Source organism: Longitalea arenae (assembly GCF_016924755.1).
GTDB lineage: Bacteria > Bacteroidota > Bacteroidia > Chitinophagales > Chitinophagaceae > Niastella > Niastella arenae.
Genome location: NZ_JAFFJX010000017.1, coordinates 57,021 through 82,323, shown reverse-complemented (window position 1 = coordinate 82,323; position 25,303 = coordinate 57,021). Strand labels below are relative to the sequence as shown.

Genomic DNA, 25,303 nt, shown 5'->3' with positions numbered 1-25,303 from the left:
TCGTCTTACTTAACTGAAATTTTTATTTTTTGAAAAATAGCGCGCGAGGAATTACCTAACTGCAGGATGTATTCGCCCGCTTCTGTGTTCCATGCTTTTTTTGATTCATCATAAAATGCCAGATCGGCCACTTTCACGGGTATTTCTACCGTTTTTGTTTCACCGGGTTTCAAAAAAACCTTTTGAAAGGCTTTCAATTCTTTCTCCGGACGCAATACGGAACAAACCGGGTCGCTTACATATAACTGTACTACTTCAGCTCCATAAACACTGCCTGTATTTTTGATGGTGAATTTCACCCGGATGGTTTCATTTTTTCCATAGCTCGTTCTATCAGTTGAGAAATGGCTGATGGAAAAGTTCGTATAGGAAAGCCCGTAACCAAAAGGGAACTGCGGCTGGATCTTCTTGGTATCGAACCAGCGGTAGCCCACCAGGATATCTTCTTCATAATTCACTTTCAGATTGCTGCCGGGAAAATTACCCAGCGCATGGGCAGGCGATTGTGCAAGGGATACCGGCAGCGTGAACGGTAATTTACCGGAAGGGTTTACTTTGCCACTCAGCACATCCACAACGGCATTTCCTGCTTCCATTCCCCCAAACCAGGACCATACAATAGCCGGCACGCGATGAACAATGCCTGCCAGTTCTACCGGAGAGCCGGCAATAATAACCACTACTGTTTTCGGATTTGCTTTGGCCACTTCATGGATCAAAATTTCCTGGCCGTACGGCAGATCCATATTTTGCTTATCAGAAGATTCGGTATCAAAATCATGGTTTAATCCACCAAAAAACAGCACCAGATCCGATTCCCTGGCAAGGGCCACCGCTTCATCGATCAGTTTCCAATTCACTTTGGAGGAACCGGACTGGCCAGAGTTATTGCCTTCCCTGAATGTCGATTGCTTTTCATACCCCTGCGCATAGTTTATTTTTACCTGTGCGCCGAACTTTTGCTGCAGGGCCTGCAGGGGCGTTATTTCATATAAGGTCTTTACCTCTGAACTAAGCCCGCCGCTGCAATGTTTACGGGTAGCGTTGTCGCCAATGACGGCAATTGATCTGATCTTATCAAAATGCAAGGGAAGCAGTTTACCATTGTTCTGTAATAACACAGCCGCCTCTGCAGCCGAATTATACGCGGCCTGCTGATGCTCCGCGGTATTCATTATTCCTTTTTCGCGCTTTTGTTCATCAAAGACCTTTGTATGGAACATCACCCGCAATACATTCGCCACTTTTTCATCAACCACCGATACAGGTACTTTTCCTTCTTCCACTGCCTTTATCAAAGGGTCGGCGAAATACCATTCGTTGTAATCTTTTTTATCGGTGCCCATTTCCAGGTCGAGCCCCGTTAAGGCCGCTTTCACGGTTGTATGGGCGGCAGACCAGTCAGTCATTAACACCCCTTTGAAATCAAATTCTTTTCTGAGGATCTCCCGGTTCAAATAATCATTTTCTGAACACCATTCGCCCCTGAACCTGTTGTAAGCTGCCATCACCGTATAAGCGCCTCCTTCCATTACCGATGCTTTAAATGCAGGCAGATAAATTTCCCGTAAAGCTCTTTCGCTCATGGTTACGTCAACAGAATCGCGGTGTTCTTCCTGGTTATTGGCCAACCAGTGTTTTACGCTGGCCGCCACATCTTTTGACTGCAACGCTTTTATATAGGCAACGGCCATCCTTGAAACCAGCAAAGGATCTTCGCTCATGTATTCAAAGTTCCGGCCACACAAGGGAGAACGGATGATGTTGACGCCGGGGCCAAGTAAAATATCTTTTTTGCGAAAACGGGCTTCTTCACCCAGCACCAGTCCCTGCTTATAAGCCAAAGCCGGATTCCAGGTAGCTGCCAGCGCAGTTCCCGGAGGGAAACAGGTAGCAGAATCATTTGTCCACCCGGCATAAGCCCAATCGTGGCGGTTCACTTCAGCACGTACGCCATGCGGCCCGTCGCTCAGCGCCCATTCCGGAATGCCGAGTCTTTTTATGCCTGATACATTAAACTTCGAATTGCCATGCAGCAGGCTTACTTTTTCGCGCAATGTCATTTCGCTTATCAGGGCACGGATCTTTTGCTCGGTAGTTATACCGGCTTTTTCAGACCGCTGCGCATAACCAGCACATACCATCGATAATAAAAGGGCGGAAAAGAAAGTTCTCAGGGAAAAACTCCGGAACAGCGCCGGCAGGGATAGTAATTTCATACAACGAACAGTGGTTAATTGAAAGCAGTAAAAGTATTACCGGGTTATTGCTAACCAGGGAGGCAAATGTTTCAAAATGGGTGATCAAATGTTGCAGGATGCTTTACGATCAAATATCACTCAAGCACCATTACAAATCCGCTGTTTGCGTTCAGGAGCAGATCAAGTTTCTTTTGTTTTGTTGTATTCAGGATCGTTTTTGAGAACAATTCACTTTTTTTGCCGTCTGTGAACAGCGTTGCCTTGCTCTTCCTGAATAAGGCCATGTCAAGATCAATTTTCTTTTCGGTTTTGTCTCCATTAATACCCGCGATGTACCACCGGTTGCCGCTTCGCCTGGCAAAAACCGCGTATTTGCCGGGATAACCTTCCAAAAATTTTACATCGTCCCAATTTTCAGGAAGTTTTCTTAAAAGCGCTTTTACATCATCCGGTACCTGCAGCATTCCTTCCGGCCCCTGCGCATAATGTTGTATGCCGGACAGGAATAATACCGAAAGAGCCAATTCAAAAGCGGGCGAAGTTTTCCGGGTGCAATTAGACGAGGTAAGCCCCGTAAGGTTCATGGGGGTAAAATCCATAGGGTCGAATGCGTTCCTGGTGAACGGCAGCATGGCGCAATGGTTGGCCTGTTTATCGGCTGCCTGCTGGTCAAATGTGACCATCTCCATTCCGTAAATTGCTTCGGCGGTCATTAAATGAGGATATGTTTTTTGCCAGCCTCTTGGCAATGTAGCGCCATGGAAATTTACCAGCAGCTTATATTTTGCAGCATCATTCAAAATGTCAATATAGTATTGGATCATGCTCTGGCCATCTCCACCGAAAAAATCGATCTTTACACCTTTAATGCCCATTGCCTGCAGGCGGCTGAATTCTTTTTCCCTTCCTTCCTTAGTGAGCAATTTATCCTTTGGGTGATATGCGATCGTGTTCCAGTCACCTGCAGAATTATACCATAACAGCAATCCGACATTCTTTTGTTTTGCATACGCCGACAGTTCAGCTACTTTCTCATATCCGATCTTCGTATCCCAGTCTGCATCGATTAGGCAATACTGCCAGTGCATGTCACAGGCATAGTCAATATATTTTTTTTGCTCACTGAAAGTGATGCTGTCATCCTTGCTATTGATCCAGCTCCAACTGGCTTTTCCGGGCTTTACAAAAGAGGCATCCTTTACCAGGGCGGCCGGCGCCAGATCGGTACCCAATGTTGATTCTGCAATGGTTTTTAAACTGCCGATCGTTATAATACGCCAGGGTGTAAACCAGGGTTTGTTATTTTTCGGTAAATAGCCGCCGCCTGTAAACACTTCTCTCGGATCGGCAAAGCCGATTGAATACACCGGCGAGGCAGGATCATTGATCAATCTTGTGCCGCAATAAGTGCCATCAAGTGCTGCTTCGGTGATGAGGACCCATGTATCATTTGTTTTAAACAATGCGGGGTACACCCAACCTGATTTTAGCGGCGATGGGGTGCCAGCAGGAATGTCCTGCAAATAATGTTCTTCATAAGATGGATGACATTGCTGCCAACCTGTTTTTGCTTCGCTCATCGGCTGCAACCAGGCGCTTGTGTTTTTGTCGAATGCAAATGAGGAAAGTTCTTTAACGATCGTTTCATGATCGTTTATCCAGGGAAAATAATAGCGGAAAGCCGCCCCATCGTTGGACAGCCGGAAAATGAGATCCATTTTTTTCTCTTCTCCATTGGCAAAAGACATCACCAGCTGATTGGCCTGGTAAAGAATGCTGCTTTTTTTTGCATTCCTCGTTTGATAGTTCTCGGTTATACGTACCGGCTTTGATGTTTTGAGCAGCTTCAAAGCTTGTGTAAAATCATGCCCTTTCATCATTACGCCTAAAGCGGAAGGCTGAATCACGTTAACACCGGATCTTTGTATCTCGTATTTGATCTCACCTGCAGCAGATAAGAAGACCTGTAGCGAAATGGACTTGTCCGGACTTTCTAATTGAGCAAGCTGCTGTGCCTGTAACTTATTAAACGTTCCAATAAAGCCCCAAACTAAAAGAATTGCGTTTTTCAAATTCATTTTTAAAACTATCATTATTAATAAAAAAGGAATGCTTCCAGTGAAGCATTCCCATATGGTGAAAGATCTGTTATTTAACGATCAGCTTCCTGGTGATAGCAGATCCTTTCGAATTTATTCTGACATGATACAGCCCTGCCTTCAACCGCGCATCGATCTCAATCCTGTTATTACCTTTAGCGACCTTTTCGTAAAGCATTCTGCCCAGGTTATCATAAATTCTTACGACCGCATTTTCGGTAATTTCTGGAAGAAGGATCGTAAATCTTCCCTTGCTGGCGGGATTCGGATACAGGCTAATACCAGCTTCATTCATGTTCACCTGCGTTGATATTCTGGCAGTACCTTCTGCGCCCGGAATAAAGGGTGAAAGATAGTTTGCGGCAATTACCTGGCGTGTTATACCGGGACCCTGCCAGGCTACAGCTACATTATCTCCCCCGCTACCTTCCTTGTGAAGCACTTCAATGTAGTATTTCTGTCCGGCAACCAGGTTAATGGCGGCGGACTGCTGTGTGCTGTATTTAGTCCATTCTCGCGAATTGGTCCATCCATTAACGTAGGCTATCCTTGCTGCGCCAGCCGGGTTGTCGCTGGTGCTCAGGTATAATTCCGTGTTGTCATCGCCCGCTAGCCAGAAGGTGTAGCTTCCACTTGCAGTTGGATGGATATATCCGCGGACCCTGGTGCCATAGTTATCCGCCCAGTTGGTTGGGCATTCGAGGCTGGTTAGCTGCTGCGTACCTGACGGGTTGTTTGGATAATTGGTATTGGAGGTGAGGTTGCTGATCGCAGTTCCGCTGATTCCTGTCCAGTATTGCCTGAGTATAGAGCCCGTCACGGTGATGTTAAAGGTCTGTGTACTTTGGCACCCGCCGCTATTGGTATAGGTGGCCACATAGTTCCCGGCCTGGTTCACCTGGATATTTGAAATGCCTGCTTCACGCGTAGTGGCGCCGAAATTATTCGGACCGCTCCAGCTCCACGAGCCTCCCTGTACAGGCTGGGGGCCAAACAAAATGCTACCCCCTGCAGCTACAGTAGCATTGGCTGTCTGCTGCCAGGTTCCGCCATTGAGTTGTACGTACGGGGTAATGGCGGTAGGTGTACAGGCAGCAGGCTCCCAGTAAATCAAACCTCTTCCGCCGCCGGCGCTCATGTATACCCTTCCGGCAACGTTCATGTCACCGATGAGCAATGGCGCGCCTGCGAACTGATGGGCGTCATCATTTAACTTGAGCCAGGTAGCCCCCTGATCTGTTGATCTGAAAAGGCCTGTTACGCCAGACACTGTTCCCCAGATAAAGACGGTAGGATAGCTGGCCCCGGGCATCGCCTTTCCTATTCCGATGGCTTTGCAATAAGTTACATTGGTAAGAGTTGTATAAGCCACCCCGCCGTTGGTGGAATATTTTAATCCATTGCGGCCCAGGGGTATCCAGATATGGCCTTCAAGACCGGGTACGGTTCGGGCCAGGGCTGATTCCCAGGGATGGTTTGCGGTTGATGCGCCCGGCGTGCCTGCTACGGTAAAGCTCACGCCCTTGTTGGTGCTTCTGAACAGCTGCCCGGTGGATGGATGGTATATATAGAAATGATTTGAATTCACCTGGTCAGCTACCGGAGCAGCGTCTGCCAGTGATACACCTGAACAACTGGACCAGCTGGCTCCGTTATTCGACGTATAATAGGTCGTTGAGGAACCTGCTGGGCAATGCAATATGGTGCCTCCGTCTGCACTGACGGCCACCCTTCCTGCTGCACCCATATTGGTAGCGGCTGCTGTCCATGTGGCGCCCTTATCGTTGGAATAGTAAACAACGCTTCCCTCGTTAGCAACTCTTACTACTTTGTTTGGGTTGGCGGCAGCATAAGCAATGCTATTGTTATTGTAACCACCTACAGGAGAAAGTTTTGATGCCGGATAAGCAGTCAGCGGCTCATGCACAAAGCCGGATACGTCGCCGAAAGAGGAAATAAACGGCCCGCCTGGAATGCTTATACCGTCGAGCAATGCTGTTTCTTCAATGCCGATGACATCATATTTCCAGGTAGGATTTGCGGCGGTGATGTCGGGACAGGTAAATACGCCGCCTCCGCCTATTACCCGCACCCTGTTAACATTATCCTGGTCAAACTCGATACAGTCCATCCAGTTGATCGCACCTCCCCTTGACCATTCCATGCCGTTGGCATCATAGATAGCGTTCGTCCCATTCTTAAGGGTCCAGGTCGATCCGCCATCGGTACTTAGAAAAATAAAGTCGGCCCAGCCGGTACCAAACTGGTTGTTCCAATATATGCCACTGGTAGAAACGATTACTCTGTTCACATTAGTAGGGTCTATACTTACTCCGCCGTAGCAATAATCCTTTGAATGAACAGGGGTAACGTTTGTCCATACACCGGTAGCGGTGTTGAGCTTATATACCTTGCCATCTCCATTAGTAGATTGCGGACCCTCATTATCAGAATAGGTAACATACATGGTAGTCCCCTGCAAGGCTGCCCGGTGTGGCATAAAACCGGTGGTAGCGGTAATGTCGGTAAAGGTGGCGCCACCGTCGGTGCTCCTGTAAATATTCCCGGCGCCGGTGCGGGAAACACCGATGTAAATGGTTTGAGTGGCTCCATTCACTACGCTGCTTGAAGGGTCAAAAAGCACGAAACAAATACCGTTGCCGTTGGCAGTGGTAGTTACACCGCTCCAGGTCTGGCTCCAGGTTACGCCGGCATCTGTACTCTTCCACAATCCGTTCGCCCTTGTTCCACAGAATAATATATTACTATTTTTGGGGTCAACTGCCAACCGTTCACCGTTACCGCGCCCACTTCCATTTCCATGCACTTTAAACGTAGCGGTAAGGTCTGTATAAGTGAACGTATTTCCTTTATCGGTGGACTTTAATATAGCCGACTTCCCGTCGCCAACATAATTGGTTCCGCAGAGCATATACACATTATTCGGATTTTGCGGATCAAGCGCCAGGGCCTCAACTCCATAAAGGTCACTTTGTGAATCGCCAAGCCAATCGAGCAGTTGAACCCATTTGTTGTTCGCGGCATCCCAGCGGTAAGCGCCGCCCACATCGGTGCGGCAATACCTGTCGCCCGATGTTTTGTGGGTAACGATGCCGGTTACAAATCCGCCACCGCCAATAGGTGCATGCTTATATACATATCCTGTGGCTTGCGAGAATACGTTAACGCACATTATGAGTCCGGAAACAAAAAGTAATGTTACTTTTTGTTTACATAGTGATAGTAATTTTTTTTTCATAAAGTTTCAATCGTTTAAGTGAAATAAGCGCATTGCAGCACTGCCAGCCGTCTGATGCCCTGGCAGCAGCATCGTTTATGAGATATCTCTATTTGGCGCCTGCCAAAAGAGCGTCAATCGTTCGTTGGTCCTTTACTGTGTTGGTTCTTCTATCCAAAGCGCCGCCGGTATCCCACCAGAAAGGTTTTACGCCATGGGCCAGTGCTTCTTTTGTTGTAAACGTTATCCAATAATCCACTGAAGCGTTATGCAGGGCCAGCTCTTTGGGCACATGTGCTGAATTATCGCGCCTGTAAGCGCCATACTCACCCATGATAACCGGGATGCCTTTATCAACAAATTTTGTTTTCAGCTTATTGTAGTCAGCGATGTGGGCGTCTTCTTCTCCGTATGTAGCGTTACGATCGGTTTCAATGGTTGAATGATACCCTTTGCCCCAGTAGTAAGCCATTTTACCCCAGCTTACGTCCTCATTCAGGATACAGAACTGTGATGGCGTATAGTTATGCACTTCCACCATGAGGCGATTGGCAGTGGGGTCTTTAGGAAGTGTGTTCATCAATTCAGCAGTCAAAGTTGCGTTTGTATTTGGCCCCTGAACGATCAGCACGCGGTGGCTGTTCTTTCCACCCGTAGCACGAACTGCGTTAACGAAGGTTTGGTGGTATGAAGCCAGGACTGCCATTTTCTCGGCATTATCAGCAGCCGGTTCATTGGCGCTGGCGAACATCAGATGCTCATCAAAGTCGCGCATAGTGGTAGCAATTTGTTCCCATAATGCTTTTTGTTTCGCATTGACAGAATCATGCTTCAGTTTGCTGATGTTATTTTCCAGCCAGCCGCCATCCCAATGAATATTCAACATAACATACATGCCGTTATTGACACAATAACCAACGACCTCTTTTACCCGGTTCATCCAGTTTTGATCTATGTGTGCCGTGGCTTTATTGTCAAGATGGATATCCCATGCACATGGTATACGAATAGCAGTAAAGCCCAATTGCTTCACCGCTTTTACATAGGATTCGGTGATCTGGGGATTGCCCCAGGCCGTTTCTCCGCCAATCGCTTCCAATGTGTTACCAATGTTCCAGCCTAATTTAAACTTAGCAGCCAGTTGCACAGCGGTACTCATGCCTATTGAATCAGGCGCCTTAGGGGAGGTATTATATGAGGGATACAACTCGGCAGCTTGTGAAACCCTTACACTTCTTGCCTGACCGTTCTGAGCAGTTACTGTGAGTACTGCCGAACGCGAGGCACCCGTGCCATTAAAACCTGCGGTTAATTTGACTGTACTGCTGCCGTTATTGCCGGATGATTTGTTTAATTGCAGCCAGAGCGCAGCGTTGCTGATGCTCCAGTCTGCATTACCCGTAATTGTGAGATCGGCCGTTCCGCCTGCTGCGGGAAGATTGATCTGTGATGGAGCCGCGGAGAGTTCCGGAGCGACCGGATTCGCCTTTTTTTGGCAGCTTGATATAAACAGTACAGCAATGAGAAGCCTTAGCGTTGGCAGCAATCGTGTTTTCATACAGTATTCTTTTCTTAATTGAATGCTGTAAAGCTAGCCGGATGTTCTTTCAGTCAGGGTTCCGGATTGTTGCAGATGATGGTAAAAAATGTTGCCGGATGCTGATTTTCATCACTTTCACGGGTCTTTTTCTTTTTAGCGGTAGGCCGGCGCCGGGATAAATTCTTATTTCAGGGTTATCCTATTGCTGCCGTCCGTACTGAAATGACCCTACTCCGGAAAAGAAAATAAAAAAGGCCGCCCAAAATTACTTTTGAGCAGCCTCCTTACCTGAATAGCTCTAATGTGTGTCGTAGTACTCCTTTGTTATATAATTGTAGATGTACCAATTACTGGCATCCTTTTTAGCAATAAGTTGCATTGTACTGTCGGTAAGTGTTTTCACTGTCATTTTTGCAAACCAGTTGGCAACCTGGCCACCTTGTGCTTTATCATGTAAAACCTGGGCATCAACAGTTGACAATTCATTCGTAGCCGGGTACACCATGAATTTACCCGTACCTGACAGGTCAGGAAACATTTTATTATCAGATTTGAAATTTGCATTACCTACCAAATCAAAAGTCATGGTGCCATAATCGCCTGCAGAAACGCCAGCCCAGGGAATATCTTTAAATGCAGGGTCCCATACCCATCCCGGACCTGCAAAGTAAAATGGACCTTTAAAATATTTGCTCACCCCGTTTGCATCCAGATCCAGCACCCATGTTCTCGATTTTCCTAACCCACCACCTGTGAGTTTAATCCACATCGGGTCGCTTACGGTCTTTTCATCAATAGTAGTTATAGTTACGACAGTTGTATCAGTGACAAGACCACCTGCACTTTCAACACCATACACAAAGTTGTAAGTTCCGGGGAATGGAACATTGGTAGTATCTTTTGACTTTGTGGATGGTCCGTAAGGAGTAATCCAAAATGGAGTAAGACCCGGCGTTAAACTTGTTAAAACAATATCATTAGGGTTTGTGGGCGAAGGTGCAATGGTGAATTTCAGATCAGCCTTGTTGCCTAATGCACCTAATTCAAATATTTCAGGCCTGCACGAAGAATACAGCAGGGCTGATCCTAAACATGCAAGTGCAATTATTAAATTGATTTTCATTTCCTTTAATTTTTTGGTTATGACATGTCTGTTACCAGCCGGCATTTTGTTTCAGCATACCTGAGGATAAAGTGATTTGGTCGTTAGGTATTTGCTGAAAACCGCGGGTCACTTTAATATTTGCCGCTAATTGTGAGGCAGAGGGTGGATTTGCAGTACCATCCTGGAAGAATGAAACAGTTGTATTTGCAGCAATGGTGGAAGCCGCTACATCAATACCCTGGCGCAATACATCCCAGTAACGAATACCTTCACCCGCAAATTCCAGCCTGCGTTCGGCTAAAATATCAGCTTTGGTTACAGCGGTGGCCGGGGCAGTTGAAGCATCTGCCCGATGGCGTACCTGGTTGTAATAACTTACCGCGTTGGGACTTCCCAATTCGGCAGCCATCAATAAAACATCTGAATAGCGAATAACGAAAAGGTCCTGGGATTGACCTGTCATAAAATTAGAAGCAAGGGAATTTCCATTCTTATCACATTGCATCGCATATTTTTTCATAAAATATCCTGTGTAACTGCGGCAATCACTTGATTTGGTGTAAGCAAGATTTTCGTCAGCTATAGAAATGATGGTGGCAAAACGCCGTGTATCAGTTGAACGATAAACGTTCCAAAGCTTAGGATCAACAGTACACGCACCCCATCCAGCCTGGTAAGGATAAATGCTTTGCGAACGTATTCCTTCCATTACCATCCACCTGTTCCCGGTAGCGTCTGCAGACCAGTTATCGGTTGATGAATATTTAATGGCAAAGACCACTTCCGGATTATCTTCACCCGCATAAGTAACATTTTTTGCTGTTGAAGCTGCCGGCCATAATGTGGTGAAATCGCTTACCAATGAATGTCCGCTATGGGCAATTACATCTTCTACGGCAGCCAAAGCAGTAGCGGCTGTTTCGCCGGCAATAGTACTTTTCTCATAAAAGCCAGCGTAGAACAGATAAGCACGTGCCAATAAAGATTCGGCAGCCCATTTGGTTATTCTTCCGCTGGGTACGCTTTTGTAAGAAGCTGAAGGAAGACTATCCGCAGCTTCCCGTAAGTCCTTCATGATCTGGGCGAATGTTTCATCCGGATTGGCTTGCGGCACATTGGCTAAGGTGGGGGTTGTCACCAGGGGAACATTTTCGAACAATCGAACCAGATCCAAATAACAGTAAGCACGAATGAATTTCGCTTCGGCAGCATATTTTTGTCTTAACGCAATACTGTCGCCCCATGCTACCTTATCGATGTTCTGCAGTAACACATTGCAGCGGTAGATGGTCTGGTAATACGCTTTCCAGCCTCCACCATGAAAAGAAACATCCGAAGGGGAAATCGATTTATCAAATTCATCTACCATTGCCCATCCATACCCGTCGAAAGTGCCCGTACCGCCAAAACTGTTGTCAGAGAAAACTTCCAGCAAAGCAGGAATCTGATCATTGTTATAGATCTGGTTAAGTCCGTTATAGCAACCTACCAGGGCAGTATAAGCTTCAGAAGGCGTTTTATAATATGAGAGTGTTGTCTGCTTGGCATCCGTCAATTCACTCGTAAGAAATTTTTTGCACGAACTGAATGTTATTATCGTAGCAACTGCAGCAATGATAATTCTATATCTTTTTTTCATGATTTTTCTTTTTCTCAATTAGAAAATAATGTTCACCCCTGCCATGTACACCCTGGGGCGTGGATAAAACCCATTATCAACACCCTGTCCAAAAAAATAAGTACCGCTTGCATCGGCAGAAGAAGCACCAACCTCAGGATCCATGCCGCTGTATTTTGTAAACGTGATCAGATTTTGAGCGGCCAGGTATAAGCGGAACTGGCTCAAATACCTCCATCTGATAACCTTTGCCACATCGTACCCAAGCGTAATATTTGAAACTCTTAAATAGCTTCCATCATGAATATAGAGATCAGAAAATTCTACCCAGTTAGAACTGTTTTGAGTTATGCGGGGCATCTTATTCGAAGTGCCCTCACCATGCCAACGGCTAAGAATATCAGTTGTTGAGTTAGCCCACTGACCAGGCGAACGATAAGACTGAACGATCTTATTACCTGCTACCCCATTGGTTGTAACAGAAAGATCGAAGTTTTTATAGTTGGCTGAAAACCGGAAACCAAAAATATGATGCGGATTGGGATCACCGATATTGGTTTTATCTTTCACGTCAATGACTCCATCTCCATCAACATCTACCAATTTCAGGTCACCGGGTTTTGCATTGGGCTGAAGTAATCCGTTCTTACCCTGCCATGCCTGAACATCGGCGGCATTCTGAAAAATCCCGGCGGTTTTATACCCCCAGAAATAACCGATAGGATTTCCGGCAGCAGCCCGGAAGAATTCAGGGCCATTAACATATAAACTGTTTGTACCACCGTGAATGATCCCATCGGCAGTTGGAATATTGTTCACCACATTTTTATTGTAGGCATAAGAACCGGAAACGTTGTAGGTAAAATCTTTCCCTACATTTCCGTTATAAGCCAACTGCACTTCGATTCCTTTATTGGTAACATCTCCACCATTAATATATGGGTTTCTGCTTACACCTGCAGTTGCTAATAAAGGGGCTGCAATTAACCAGTCTTTTGTGGTCTTGTTGTAAAAATCAAGATTGACGCTCAATTTATTATTTAAGAATCCCGCATCAATACCGATATTGGTTTGACGGGAACTTTCCCATTTGGTGTTTTCTACCCCAATTGTTTCAGGATATGAACCCTGGGTTAAAGTGGTATTATCATTCCCAAAATTGTATCGGGCATTTGATAAGGAAATTAAATACAGGTAATTAAAAGGAGAAATACCATCATTACCATTAGAGCCCCAGCTTGCTCTTAGTTTCAGAAAGTTGAGCCAGTTTTTAGTGGATGCCATGAAATCTTCATTGCTTGCTACCCAACCGGCAGAAAATGATGGAAAATATCCCCATTGATGACCGGGCGCAAACATGGTAGAACCATCAGCACGGAAAATAGCAGAAGCCAGGTATTTTTCTTTAAAACTGTAATTTATTCGACCGAAAAAAGAAGATTGTGCATACACTGCATCGGCATTTCCGCTAAGCGACATGGTATTAGTGACGGTTTGCCTGTTGGCTGCCGAAGTATCCGCACTCATTGTAATAGTAGTTACCATGGAATTACTCAGATAGCCACGATCAAAAGAACCGAATAAAGTAGCACCTGTATTACTTACGTTCAGCCATGTTCCCTGATATTTTCTGACTGCGCTACCGGCTAAAACATCAAATTTGTGCTCTTTGATGTTGAAAAGGTAGTTGATCGTATTATCAAAGTTCCAGGTGTAACCCTGGGAACCACGCTGGCTGATGTTTTCATAATCGTTAAAAGCATATATTGACAACTTACCGTATACAGGCCTGTAGCTATGATAAGCCGAAGAAGAATAGTTCAAACCGATAACTGACCTTATTCTTAAGTTTTTGATGGGCTGAAGCTCTGCATAAATATCTCCCACCAACCTCTGTGTTTTGGTCTGATTCTGATTATTGTATTGCATCAATGCATAAGGATTCGCTTCGGTATTATTCCAAACGCCGCCATTATATACTGTAGCATCGAGACTGCTTAAATATTTGCCCTTTTCATCGTACATAGCTAACAAGGGACTTGTACCTATAGCAGCGGCCAGCACATTACCTGAATAAATACCACCATCAGCAACGCCTTTCTGATCAATAAATGAAAAAGTGAGATGCTCACCGATCTTCAAAGCACCCTCGTACATTTTACGTTCAGAATTTGCCCGTAAGTTGATACGTTTATAATTTGAAAGCTGTGAACCACCGATGATCCCACCCTGTTCGGTATATGACCCACCCAATGAATAAGATGATAGGTCAGATCCGCCATTAGCAGCTATCGTGAAATTCTGAATGGGCACATCGGATGAAAACATTTGGTCTAACCAGTCGGTTCCATGAGCGGGCAAAATGCTGCTTCCTTTGGCCAACTCGTCGATCTGTGCCTGGGTGAAGAGCGGTGCTTTGCCACTATTAATGGCGGCTTCATTTTGCATGGTAGCATATTGCTCAGCATTCAGTAAAGGCAGTTTACGGGCAATGTTTTGAACACCGTAATAAGCATCAATTGAAATTTGCCCGTCTTTTTTACCTGATTTTCCACTTCGTGTGGTGATCAAAACAACACCGTTTGCACCATTGATACCATAAATGGCGCATGATGCTGCATCTTTTAGAATGTCAACGGAAGCAATATCAGCATTGTTTAAGTAGGTAATGTCGTTGGTGATCACCCCATCTACGACATAAAGGGGATTTGAATTCCCAATAGTTCCTGCACCGCGGATGTTTACCTTAAAACCGCCGCCAGGCTGCCCTGAGGTAGAGGTAATGTTAACACCGGCTGCCTGCCCCTGCAATGCCTGTAAAGCATTCGTTGTGTTCAATTTAGCAAGGTCTTCCCCTTTTACCTGGGAAGTAGCGCCTGTAACTAATTTTTTCTTTTGTGTGCCATAACCGATCACGATGACGTTTTCGAGCTGGTTAATGGCTTCCTGTAAACGGACCGTCAGGTCGCCGGAACCAACTTTAATTTCCTGGCTGGTAAAGCCAACAGCACTGATCTCAAGAACGTCATTAGGTGATGCATCGATCAGAAATTTTCCGGCAGCGTCTGTAACAGTTGAACGGTTGGTTTTTTTTACCGTGACCGTTGCCCCCTGAACCGGTGCGGCATGTTTGTCTAGTATGGCGCCACTCACCTTTGCTGATTGCGCAAAAGCATGGGTGTTTGCGAGGAATACCAGTAAAATACTCCACAGCATCAATTTTCGCAAGCGAATCGTTTTGGTTGATTTCATATTTGGTTATTTAGCTTAACTGCAATCTTTCCGCTGTCTTTTGGCCGAATATTGTAAAGCTATCGCCATGGGGTGTAAACCAGGGGCCACAAATGTTGCAGATTATGGTAAGAAATGTTGCAAGCGAGTGGTTTTCAAACTTTTTCTTCTGAACATTTGAAGCAGAAAAATATTGAAATGTACCATGCCATACAGGAAATATGCGCGATTTTTACCGGCTAGCTAACGATTTAAACATGAATAGATCTCTCAACGCTGTGAAACTTATCAGTTTCATACTCTTATTACCTTATACCGGCATTTGCCAGCCCCGCCTTTATTCCAACACCTTTCCTTTAGCGGATGTAACCTTATTGGACGGCCCCTTCAAACAGGCGCGTGACCTTAACATTAAAACCCTGTTACAATATGACGTAGACCGGCTTTTACACCCTTTTTTGAAGGAAGCCGGACTTACACCCAAGGCAACTGGTTATGCAAACTGGGCCGGGCTCGATGGTCATGTGGGCGGGCATTATCTATCAGCCCTTGCCATGAATTATGCAGCCACCGGCAATGCTGAATGCAAAAAGCGTATGGAATATATGCTCGGGCAACTTAAGACCTGCCAGGATGCCAATACCATTAATCAGCCCGATTGGGGCGCCGGGTATGTTGGCGGCGTTCCTGACAGTAAGAAAATCTGGCAGGCTTTAAAGAATGGGAACCTTGGGCCATACCGGGCGGCCTGGGTGCCCTGGTACAACGTACATAAATTATATGCAGGGCTGCGCGATGCCTGGCTATATGCCGGTAGTGAAGATGCCAGAAAGATCTTTTTGAAATTTTGCGACTGGGGCATTGAGCTAACCGCCAAACTGCCTGATTCACAAATGCAATCGATGCTCGATGTTGAACATGGCGGAATGCCGGAAGTATTTGCCGACGCCTGGCAAATGACCGGTGATGCCCGCTATATGTTAGCAGCAAAACGGTTCTCTCACCATATGTTGCTCGATGCAATGGCTGCCGGTAAAGATGAACTGGATAATAAACATGCCAATACCCAGGTGCCAAAAGCAGTTGGCTTTCAGCGCATAGCCCAACTTTCACAGGATAAAATTTACAGTAAAGCAGCCGGCTTCTTTTGGGAAACGGTTACTAGAAATCGCAGCCTGGCTTTTGGGGGTAACAGCCGGCGTGAAATTTTTCCTGCGGCGGCCGCCTGCAGCGATTTTATCAATGATGTGGAAGGGCCGGAAACCTGTAACTCCTATAATATGCTAAAGCTAACGGAGGATCTGTTCAGGACGGAACCGGCAGCAAAATATGCTGACTATTACGAAAGAACCGTATACAATCACATTCTTTCAACGCAACATCCTGGTCATGGCGGTTACGTTTACTTTACGCCTGCCAGGCCCCGTCATTACCGCGTTTACTCTGCTCCCAACCAGGCTATGTGGTGTTGTGTTGGCAGCGGCATGGAAAATCACGCTAAATACAACCAGTTCATATACACTCATCAGCACGATTCGCTTTTCATAAACCTCTTCCTTGCTTCGTCCCTGCAGTGGAAAGAAAAAGGGATCGTAATAAAACAGGAAACCGGATTTCCTTATGAAGAACAAACCAGATTAACGGTAACGGAAGGCTCGGCGGCTTTAGCGCTGATGGTTCGCTATCCGGCATGGGTAAAAGAGGGCGCCTTACAAATTACAGTGAACGGAAAGAAATTTATCCATAAAGGGCATCCATCATCCTATGTAAGCATAAGGCGAACCTGGAAGAAGGGGGACGTAGTTGAAGTGCAGTTACCCATGCATACCACTATTGAACATTTACCCAACTTACCTGATTACATAGCATTTATGCACGGGCCCATTTTACTTGCCGCCAAAAGCGGCACAGAAGATATGGCAGGCCTTGTTGCCAATGACAGCCGCTGGGGTCATATCGCCGGCGGGAAACGTTTGCCGGTTGATAAAGCGCCCATCATTATTGAGAATGATGTGGCTGGCAAGGCTACGAAGCTGGTACCGGTAAAAAACCAGCCATTACATTTCAGATTCCCCGGGCTCAGGATCATTAATGGTACAGATATCCAACTGGAACCTTTTTACAATATTCACGACGCCCGGTACATGATGTACTGGATGACGCTTACTAAAGAACAGTACCAGTCGTATCTTGATTCCCTGGCAGCCGCCGAAAAAGAAAAACTGGCTTTACAGCAGCGTACCATCGATTTTGTAGCCCCCGGTGAACAACAGCCGGAAGCCGATCATCAATTGCAAAAAGAGAACTCGCATACAGGCAATCACCTGAACGAGTTCTGGCGCGATGCACGCAATGAAGGTTATTTCAGCTACCGCCTGGCGACCAACGGAGAATCAGGATTGTCGTTACTGGTTCGCTACTGGGGTGCAGAATGGGGCGACCGGAAATTTGACATTTATATTGATGACGAAAAATTACTGACTGAAGATAATACCGGCAAATGGAACCAATCCAGATTCTTTGATGTTACGTACAAAATACCAGACGCAATGGTTAAGGATAAAAGCAATATCCGGGTTAAATTCAAGGCATTGGCAGGCAGCGCTGCCGGCGCGGTATACTATATTCGGCTACTTCGATAGCTCACTGCCATCTGCACAAACCGGATGATCTTATTTCCCTGCGGATCGACCTGATTTTCTAAGAATACTATTTTTTCAATTGACAATAAAGGGGGTGAAGGTTTCCATTTTCACCCCCCGGTCACGCAATACAATGGTATCCTTAAAGGAATGGGTGGTAGCGCCAAAATCTGCCTGGTACTGCAGGTACAGCACATCTCTTTTTTCATTGCCCCACATATCGCCTTTCTTCACCAGTTCCCCTGTTCCGGTAATGGTGTAGGAAGCGGCAGCAGGATTAGTTACCGTACACCTGCCCTGGTTGTCGAAGCGCAGCAGTAACTGAAAAGGCAGATCTGTGTTGCCACGGTTCTTGGCTTTCAAGGAGACGGTTACTTCGTTCAGGGATCTTGTTACCATATTACACAACTCATCCTTTTCCACATATTGGGCACGGTACACTACTGTTGTATCGAGCGCGGTGTTGCCGCCGGTTCCTTTTACATGATCAATCCCCCTGCGTAAATACGTACCATGATATGAGTTTATATACTTGATGGCATAAAGCACATAATCTTTCGGGGGGGTGATCCACTCACCCGCATTGCGCCGGTCGGCATTTTTATAATCGCTTTTCCCACTGAGCACAGAATCGGCATTGACGACGCCGGTAATGCGTAAAGGAATAACAAATGTGTTTTTTACAGAGCGCGGGTCCTGGAAGAATGCATCTGTCAATTGCAGTTCCAGCCCGGCCATCAGTTTTCCGGAGGGAATGACGATCGTTTGCTCCTTCTGTGCGGGCAGCGTGTAATAGTTGTCTGGCATAGGAACAACATGGTCGCCCGTAGCCGCTTCAAACCGGAGGCGGTGGGCAAGCAGGGTATCTATTACAACACTTATCGTTACGTTCTTTTTGTTCTCATATACGCCGCCCATGGTAGCCATAATAAGGCATTTATGCTCGTTGTCGAGGGAATTGTCAAAAATATCCTCTCCCAGCACCAGGGTCTTTACAGGCGACTGGTAGGGAAAATAAACGGTCGTGTATTTATAGTCAGGAAAAACGGAATCTTTATTGGAACATGCATAACAGATCACCAGCATAATTGATGACAGCAATATTGTCTTTTTCATCTGTAAATTTTTATGGTGTTTTGGCCGGATGGAACTTACCATTTGTCTTTGTTGGGTTTAAAAACACGCTTTACCATCCGTTATTTTGTAACAGGTCTTGTTTCAATACATCGTTGTAAGGCAGGGGACCATAATACATATAACCGGCATACTGCCTGTTCTCAACAGCAGTAACCGTGTACATATTGTTATTTATACTAACCCCTTTTGCAGGCTCGGTAAGGTTTTCCTTCCATCGCCGCAGGTCCCAGAACCGGAATCCTTCAAAACAAAGTTCGAGGCGCCTTTCATTATGGATCAGCTTTCTCATTTCTTCTTTGCTGCTGATACCCGACAGATAATTATCGGGCTGGGTAATGCCTGCTCTTTTGCGGATTGCAGCAATGACCTCGCGAGCTGAATAGGTATGTGTTCCCTTGCCGTCGGGCCCCCAGGCTTCATTGGCAGCTTCAGCATAGGTGAGGAACAGTTCTGTGTATCTTATGTAGGGCACGTAATGCCGTTGGGTGTTTGTGCTTGCCGGGTTAAGGTTTACATCTTCACGCAACAACTTGCGCATATAAAAGCCGGTTCGGGTGGAAGTAGAAATAGCATTCAATCCATCATTTGAAGTGCCAATGCTGGTATAAATGGTAGACCCGCCCGGCCCCATCTTACTTCCATTCACCACGATGTATAGCGCTAAACGCGGATCGCGGTTATTGTACGGATTGTTCGGATCGTAACCGCTGGCGGCATCTGTAACAGGATAACCATTGGCCATAGGGAAAGCATCCACCAGGTTCTGGGTGGGGTTTACCCGCCCATTGCCATACAGCGTTGGCGGATAATTGTCTCTTTCCAGGTTATTGCCATCACCTACATTGCCCCGCCAAAGCACTTCCTTCGGATTTTGCCCTGCCGCCAACCCGTTTATTTCACCTGCATTGCGGCTGGCATACCAATACACCCCGTTATTGGCCATACCCCCTATTCCTCCAATGAGGTCAAGCACCGCTGCTGCATCATCTGCCGCTTTTGCCCATGTAACGGTTGTTCCCTGGCTGAAAGCAGGACTGGCAGCCAGTAAGGACAGTTTCGCCCGGATGCCTTTGACGATACGTGCAGTCATTCGCTGCGCATTATATGCTCCGAACACGCGATTGTAATCTGACAGGGTTGTTTTACCGGCATATTTTGCCGGTATGCTGCTCACCGAAGTAATATTCACGAAATCGAGCGGCAGATAGCTTTCGGCCAGATCCAGGTCTTTATAGATCTGCTGAACGCATTCTTCAAATGTATTACGGGGCAATTTGAAATCAGATCTACCATGCAGCGGCTCCGTTAAAATGGGCACGCCCAACAAGCTGTTGCCGGTTGACCAGCCACCATGTGCCTGCAATAAATAATACATAAACAAGGCCCGCAGGCCATAAGCTTCTCCTTTAACCCGGTCATTGAACATTTCTTTGGTGTATTGTCCCGACGTGGCCCAGTTTACCTGGTCGGCTTCCTGCAGTATCAGATTCAAATACTGGATGGCAGCAAAAGCACCCGTCCATTGTTCCATTGGGTTGTTAATGGACGACCAGTTGCCGGTAGCCATTAACCGGTAATTATTGTTTGGGTTATTTGATACGGCATCGTCTGTAGCTACATCATTGAATGAATAGCTGCCCAGCGGAAGTCTTACATACCCATTCAATAAAAGCCCTTCGGCAAATGCAGCGTCATTATAGATATCGCTTAACGCACGGTTATTTTCATCGGCGGGAGACAGTATCTTTTTGCAACTGCAAAAAACTAAACTTAACGCCAACATGTATACTATAGCTTTCATATAATTTTTTTTCAGTAAAAGCCTAAAATTCTCCTTTAACACCAACATTGTAAAAGCGTGTTTGCGGCAGGGAACCGATGTTCAATTCCAGGATGCTCCTGTTTTTGGCTATGGTGAGCAGATCAGTGCCACTCACATAGAAGTTCAATCCTTTTACAAAAGATTGCTGCAGTAATTTTTTGGGGAAGGCCCAGGTTAACTGCACCTTTGAAATATTGAACCGGTCGGTGCTGTAGGTCCAGAAATCGGAATTCCGGAAATTGTTACCACTGCCGAGCGTTGACAAACGGGGATAAGTGGCCGTATTTTTTGTATTCTCCGTCCAGCTATCGCGAACCACTGCAGAGTATTTAACGGCGCCGGTTACCCAATAATAGTCGCCGCTCCTGATGGCTGTTCCGCCCAGGGATGCGGTTCCCAATACAAAGAGGGTAAGATCTTTCCATTGCGCTGTAATGTTTATACCGCCGGTGAAAGGACTGCCCCAACGGCCTATCATTACCTCGTCACGCTCGTCAATTACCTGATCGCCATTTTGGTCTATATACCTGATGTCGCCTGCTTTTACCGTTCCGAATTTTTGCGTTTCATGATCATCTATTTCCTTTTGATCGGCAAACAGTCCCTGACTGAGCAGGCCAAATATGGCATCTACCGGTTTACCTGCACGATTTCGATAGCTATCTGTAAACAGTTCATCGCGTTTCAGGGCTTTTGTATTTATATAAGTGCCGGCTGTTCCGATAGTGAGTTTAACCGCGCCTACCCTTTTATGGAAGTTTAACTGAAAGTCAAGTCCCTGGTAACGGCTGGCGGCAAAGTTGGTGTAGGGCACGAAGGATGTTTCGGGGAAAACTGTAAAAAAGTAACCGGGATACAGGCTATAGTTCTGTACCGGCATTCCATCTTTTTTAATATAGAACAAACTGGCAAGGAAGTCGATCTGGCCTTTAAACAAAGCGCCTTCGATAGCCAGGTTCACTTCTTTTCTTTTGGCATAGGTCAGATCCAGATTTTCGCCCCGCGAGATGGTGGTGGTGCGGTTGGTATAAGTGCCATCGGCCCATGAAAAAAAAGCGGTTGGTGAATAAACGGCGTTATACAAATAGTAACTGTTGACAGCAAAATCGAGATCGGTATTTACAATACCCGCAGCTGCCGTTAATTTTAATCGGTCAATCGCGCCCCATCCTTTCATGAAATTTTCTTCACTCAGCAGCCATCCCAGGCTTGCAGTTGGCGAGAAGGCCACGCGTTTGCCAACCGGCAACTTCGTAGAATTAACAACAGCGCCACTAAATTCGGCGTAATACCGATGGTCATAATTGTACCCTAATTGCAGTCCTGCATTGGCATTGGTGCGGTACTGGTAATCGCCGGTTTGCCGGCGCCGCAGGCCATCTGCCATTAACATAGCCGACAGGTTATGCTTTTGCCTGAAAGTATTTACATAGTCGAGGTGCAGGTTGAAATCGATCAGTTGGTCGCTCCATGTATTACTCAGGTTCTGGGTACCCGTTTTACTGTCTTTATTATACCTGGATAGTTGCATGATAGTATCTACACCTGCAACATTACTCCATGCAGGAACATAAATAGCGTAGGTATTATTAACAGATTCGTTATAGGTATTGGAGTAATCGATGCTCATTTGCCCATGTAAAGACAGTCCTTTCGTTACATTCCTGAGATCAACATCGATGCCGCTTGTATATTGGAACTGGCGACTGGTAAATTTATTATAGCCGGCTGCATATACATCGGAAATGGGATTGGTAAGGAACTGCTGGGTTCCGCTCAGCAGATACTGGCCATCGATAATATTCCGGCTGCCTTTCACCAGCGTCTGTGCCTCCTTTGCATCGGGTGAAACAGCACTTATTGGAATCAGCGGCGCAAACCGGTGGGGCTGCAAGCTGTCGGCGCGCTGCCAGTAATTGCCCAATGCATTTCGATTGGTGTAAAAAACCGTAGATACGTTGACATAAGTGCTTATGAGATCGTTCAATTTCAGATCAATATTACCCCGTAAGTTGAGGCGGGTATTGTGCTCATTTTTGCCTTCCCCGAAATTGAGCAGTGAATTCTGGTTTTGAAAACCGGCCAATGCATAAAAACGAGCCCGCTCAGTGCCACTCGAAAATTCGGCATTGGCAGAATGCGTATTATAGAATTTGCGTAAATATTGCGGGGAAAAATAGTTAATGTCAGGATAACGATAGGGATTGGTATGCGCGGCATAACGTGCAATGGTTGAGTCGGCATACAATGCGGGCAAACCATCGTTTCGCAGCGCCTGATTGTAGTAATCCATGTACTCCGCCGACCCTAAATAATCCGGGTATGATTTCGGCACATTTATTCCGCTATTGGCGCGTACATTGATCTGGCTCAGGCCTGGCTTGCCGCGTTTAGTACTTATCAGCATTACGCCGTTTGCCGCCCGGCTACCATATAATACAATGGCATTTGCTCCCTTTAAAAAACTAATTTGTTCAATTTCGTTTGCTGTAATATCATTGATTGAACGGGGCACCCCGTCTATGAGCACCAGCGCCGTACCCATATTCCAAAGATTACTGCCTCCTACAAACGCAGCTGCTCCTTCCAACGCATAGGTTCCGTAATGTTTGTCGAGGTATTGAGGCGGATTCAATATGGAGACAGCAGCAGGCAGATCTTTCCTGTGAACGCTCTTATACGCCACATGCACCAGGGAGTCGCCGGCAGCCTCGGTTGAATTGTTGTTGCTGACTGCCCGCTCCTGAGCCTGAACATTCATATTCAAACTCAATCCGAAGCTGATCAGCATTGCAAGCAGTATAGTGTTTTTCATTATTTTGCTTTTAAGCTTTAGGAAGAAAGGCGATCAGTACCCGGGGTTCTGGCTGAACGATATGTATAGATTTACATCGTTTATCTTCAACGGTAACCAGTAATTCTTATCTTCAAATTTGCGCGTCACCAACACTCTTTCTCTTATGTTCACCGGTTTGCCATTACCATCCCGATCGAAGTCTATTGCAGTTTTTTCCCTGTACTTCAGCTGCCCGGCAAGCAGCCACCTGCGCAGGTCGTTATAGCGGAACTCTTCTTCAAAGCCCAGTTCCATGGCACGCTCACGAATGATCTCACTCATGAACTTATCCTTATCAGCCACATACTTTGCAGCAACCCTACCGGCGCCGCAACGGTCCCTTATTTTGTTGAGTGCATCTTCGGGAGTAATATAATTAGGGCCCGTGCTGGTTGCAGCCCCATAGCCCTGTAATACGGCCTCAGCATACATCAGGTAAACATCGGCCAGGCGCATATAAGACAGGTGCATGTAATTGTTGGGGAAATTGTCGATATTATTGGCTGTCATTGGCGTAAGCTTCCTCAGCAAATAACCGGTTCGTCCGATCGCCGAATGATCACGGCTGAATCCGGTATTAGACAGGTTGGCATAGCGGAACTTTTCTTTATCGGCGGGTGCAGACCCTTTTATTATCTGGTCTTTATCAATCACAATGTCATGATAAAAACGTGGGTCACGATTCACCCAGGGATTGGCAGGATCGTAACCAGACTGTGGATCATCGATCGGCAAACCGTTGGCCATACCATAGTTCTCAACAAACCTTGCATTCGGTGAGGCATAACCTCCGCCGATATTTCCTTCGGCAAAAATGGAGCTTGGCCCCCATGGACAACCGGCAAACCAGGCGCTATACACGGGATTCTGAAAAATGGCTTCGGGGTAGCCGGGAATAAAACTTCCGCCATTGGTATAGAAAAGATCACTGTAACGGCTAAAATCAATTAACCTGATCCAGGTCGCACCATTATCGACCAGTTTCAACAAGGCAGCAAATGCATCGGCCGCTTTCCTGCAATAATCCACATTATAACCTGCGTTTCCTGTGGATGCCCGGTTCATTAAGGGGCTGCCAGCATAGAGGTAATTCTTACCCAGGTAGCCCAGTGCAGCCACTTTTGTTATTCGCAGTTGATTTTTACCCAGGGTTGCCTTGCCTGCTTCTGTATTATCCCAATTCACAGGCAGGAGTTCGGCTGCTGCTCTGAGGTCTTCAGCTACGCGTTCAGCCATCTCCTGGTATGGCAGACGCGGCAAATTCAATTTCGAACTGGGCGACAAAACCGTATCGATGTATGGGAGCCCGCCCCAATAGGTCATTAACTCAAAATGAAACCAGCCGCGGAAAAACAATAACTGCCCTTTGATCAAATCCTTTTCTTCCTGTGTACCTTCCAGTTGATCCAGGTTAGCCAATCCCAGGTTTGCTTTATGAATGCCATACCAGGAGTTCGGCCACAGGCCTTTGCCAAAACCCGTGGTTGGGTCGGGATTATAATTTGGTGCATCCAGCCATGAGATCCATTCGCCGGTAGTCCAGGACCAGGAATCGCCATTATCCAATTGTTCATTTAACCAGGTCACCCCCGTTTTATGAATGATCTCGTCGCCCAGGATCCAGTCACAAGCCCAGGTTTTGCTCGTGTATTCGGGAACCAGGGAATATATTTCTTCCGTAAAACCCTGGAAGTTTGTAAAATTTATAAATGCATCGGTTGGTGAAACATCTGCTGCCGGCGCCCGGTCAAGGTAGCGTTTGCAGGCAGGCAAGGCCGTTACTGCAAATAAGATACAGGTTATAATTACGTATGAAGACCTTCTCATATAGCAA

12 protein-coding genes are annotated in these 25,303 nt (G+C 46.3%); 1 reads left to right on the top strand and 11 read right to left on the bottom strand.

The genetic code is table 11. The annotated features are described in order from the left end of the window. Positions 1–5: 5 nt before the first annotated feature. The 7 genes from JT717_RS24105 to JT717_RS24075 all read right to left on the bottom strand — a co-directional run bounded on the left by JT717_RS24105 (position 6) and on the right by JT717_RS24075 (position 15,053). The gene (locus JT717_RS24105) at positions 6–2,219 is read right to left on the bottom strand and encodes a glycoside hydrolase family 3 C-terminal domain-containing protein (RefSeq protein WP_240348397.1); all 2,214 of its coding nucleotides are present in this window, start codon (positions 2,217–2,219) and stop codon (positions 6–8) included. A 116-nt stretch (positions 2,220–2,335) separates the two neighbouring features. Further along, positions 2,336–4,273, bottom strand: coding sequence for a glycoside hydrolase family 97 protein (locus JT717_RS24100; RefSeq protein WP_240348396.1), 1,938 nt, complete (start codon positions 4,271–4,273; stop codon positions 2,336–2,338). A gap of 76 nt (positions 4,274–4,349) precedes the next feature. Beyond that, positions 4,350–7,559, bottom strand: coding sequence for a T9SS type A sorting domain-containing protein (locus JT717_RS24095; RefSeq protein ID WP_205513602.1), 3,210 nt, complete (start codon positions 7,557–7,559; stop codon positions 4,350–4,352). 88 nt (positions 7,560–7,647) lie between these two features. After that, positions 7,648–9,096 (bottom strand): cellulase family glycosylhydrolase, encoded by a 1,449-nt coding sequence (locus tag JT717_RS24090; protein WP_205513601.1) that lies wholly within the window; start codon positions 9,094–9,096, stop codon positions 7,648–7,650. 280 nt (positions 9,097–9,376) lie between these two features. Next, positions 9,377–10,201 (bottom strand): hypothetical protein, encoded by an 825-nt coding sequence (locus tag JT717_RS24085; RefSeq protein WP_205513600.1) that lies wholly within the window; start codon positions 10,199–10,201, stop codon positions 9,377–9,379. Positions 10,202–10,232: 31 nt separating this feature from the next. After that, a complete protein-coding gene (locus JT717_RS24080) occupies positions 10,233–11,822 on the bottom strand; it encodes a RagB/SusD family nutrient uptake outer membrane protein (RefSeq protein WP_205513599.1) in 1,590 nt (529 codons plus the stop codon). A gap of 18 nt (positions 11,823–11,840) precedes the next feature. Further along, positions 11,841–15,053: a SusC/RagA family TonB-linked outer membrane protein gene (locus tag JT717_RS24075; RefSeq protein ID WP_205513598.1), complete on the bottom strand. Its 3,213-nt coding sequence runs from the start codon at positions 15,051–15,053 to the stop codon at positions 11,841–11,843. 236 nt (positions 15,054–15,289) lie between these two features. On the opposite strand from JT717_RS24075, the gene JT717_RS24070 reads away from it, so the two are divergent. Continuing rightward, positions 15,290–17,674: a glycoside hydrolase family 127 protein gene (locus JT717_RS24070; RefSeq protein ID WP_205513597.1), complete on the top strand. Its 2,385-nt coding sequence runs from the start codon at positions 15,290–15,292 to the stop codon at positions 17,672–17,674. Between the two features lie 75 nt (positions 17,675–17,749). Here the strand turns inward: JT717_RS24070 and JT717_RS24065 are convergent, their stop codons facing one another. The 4 genes from JT717_RS24065 to JT717_RS24050 form a co-directional block, all read right to left on the bottom strand. Beyond that, positions 17,750–18,790, bottom strand: a complete 1,041-nt coding sequence (locus tag JT717_RS24065; RefSeq protein ID WP_205513596.1) for a DUF5627 domain-containing protein — start codon at positions 18,788–18,790, stop codon at positions 17,750–17,752. Between the two features lie 70 nt (positions 18,791–18,860). Then, entirely contained in the window at positions 18,861–20,612 is a 1,752-nt protein-coding gene (locus JT717_RS24060; protein WP_205513595.1) for a RagB/SusD family nutrient uptake outer membrane protein, read from the bottom strand. Between the two features lie 22 nt (positions 20,613–20,634). Then, positions 20,635–23,448 (bottom strand): SusC/RagA family TonB-linked outer membrane protein, encoded by a 2,814-nt coding sequence (locus JT717_RS24055; RefSeq protein WP_240348395.1) that lies wholly within the window; start codon positions 23,446–23,448, stop codon positions 20,635–20,637. Between the two features lie 33 nt (positions 23,449–23,481). Next, positions 23,482–25,296 carry a RagB/SusD family nutrient uptake outer membrane protein gene (locus JT717_RS24050; protein WP_205513594.1) on the bottom strand — a complete coding sequence of 605 codons (1,815 nt, stop codon included), beginning with the start codon at positions 25,294–25,296 and terminating at the stop codon, positions 23,482–23,484. Positions 25,297–25,303 lie beyond the last annotated feature (7 nt).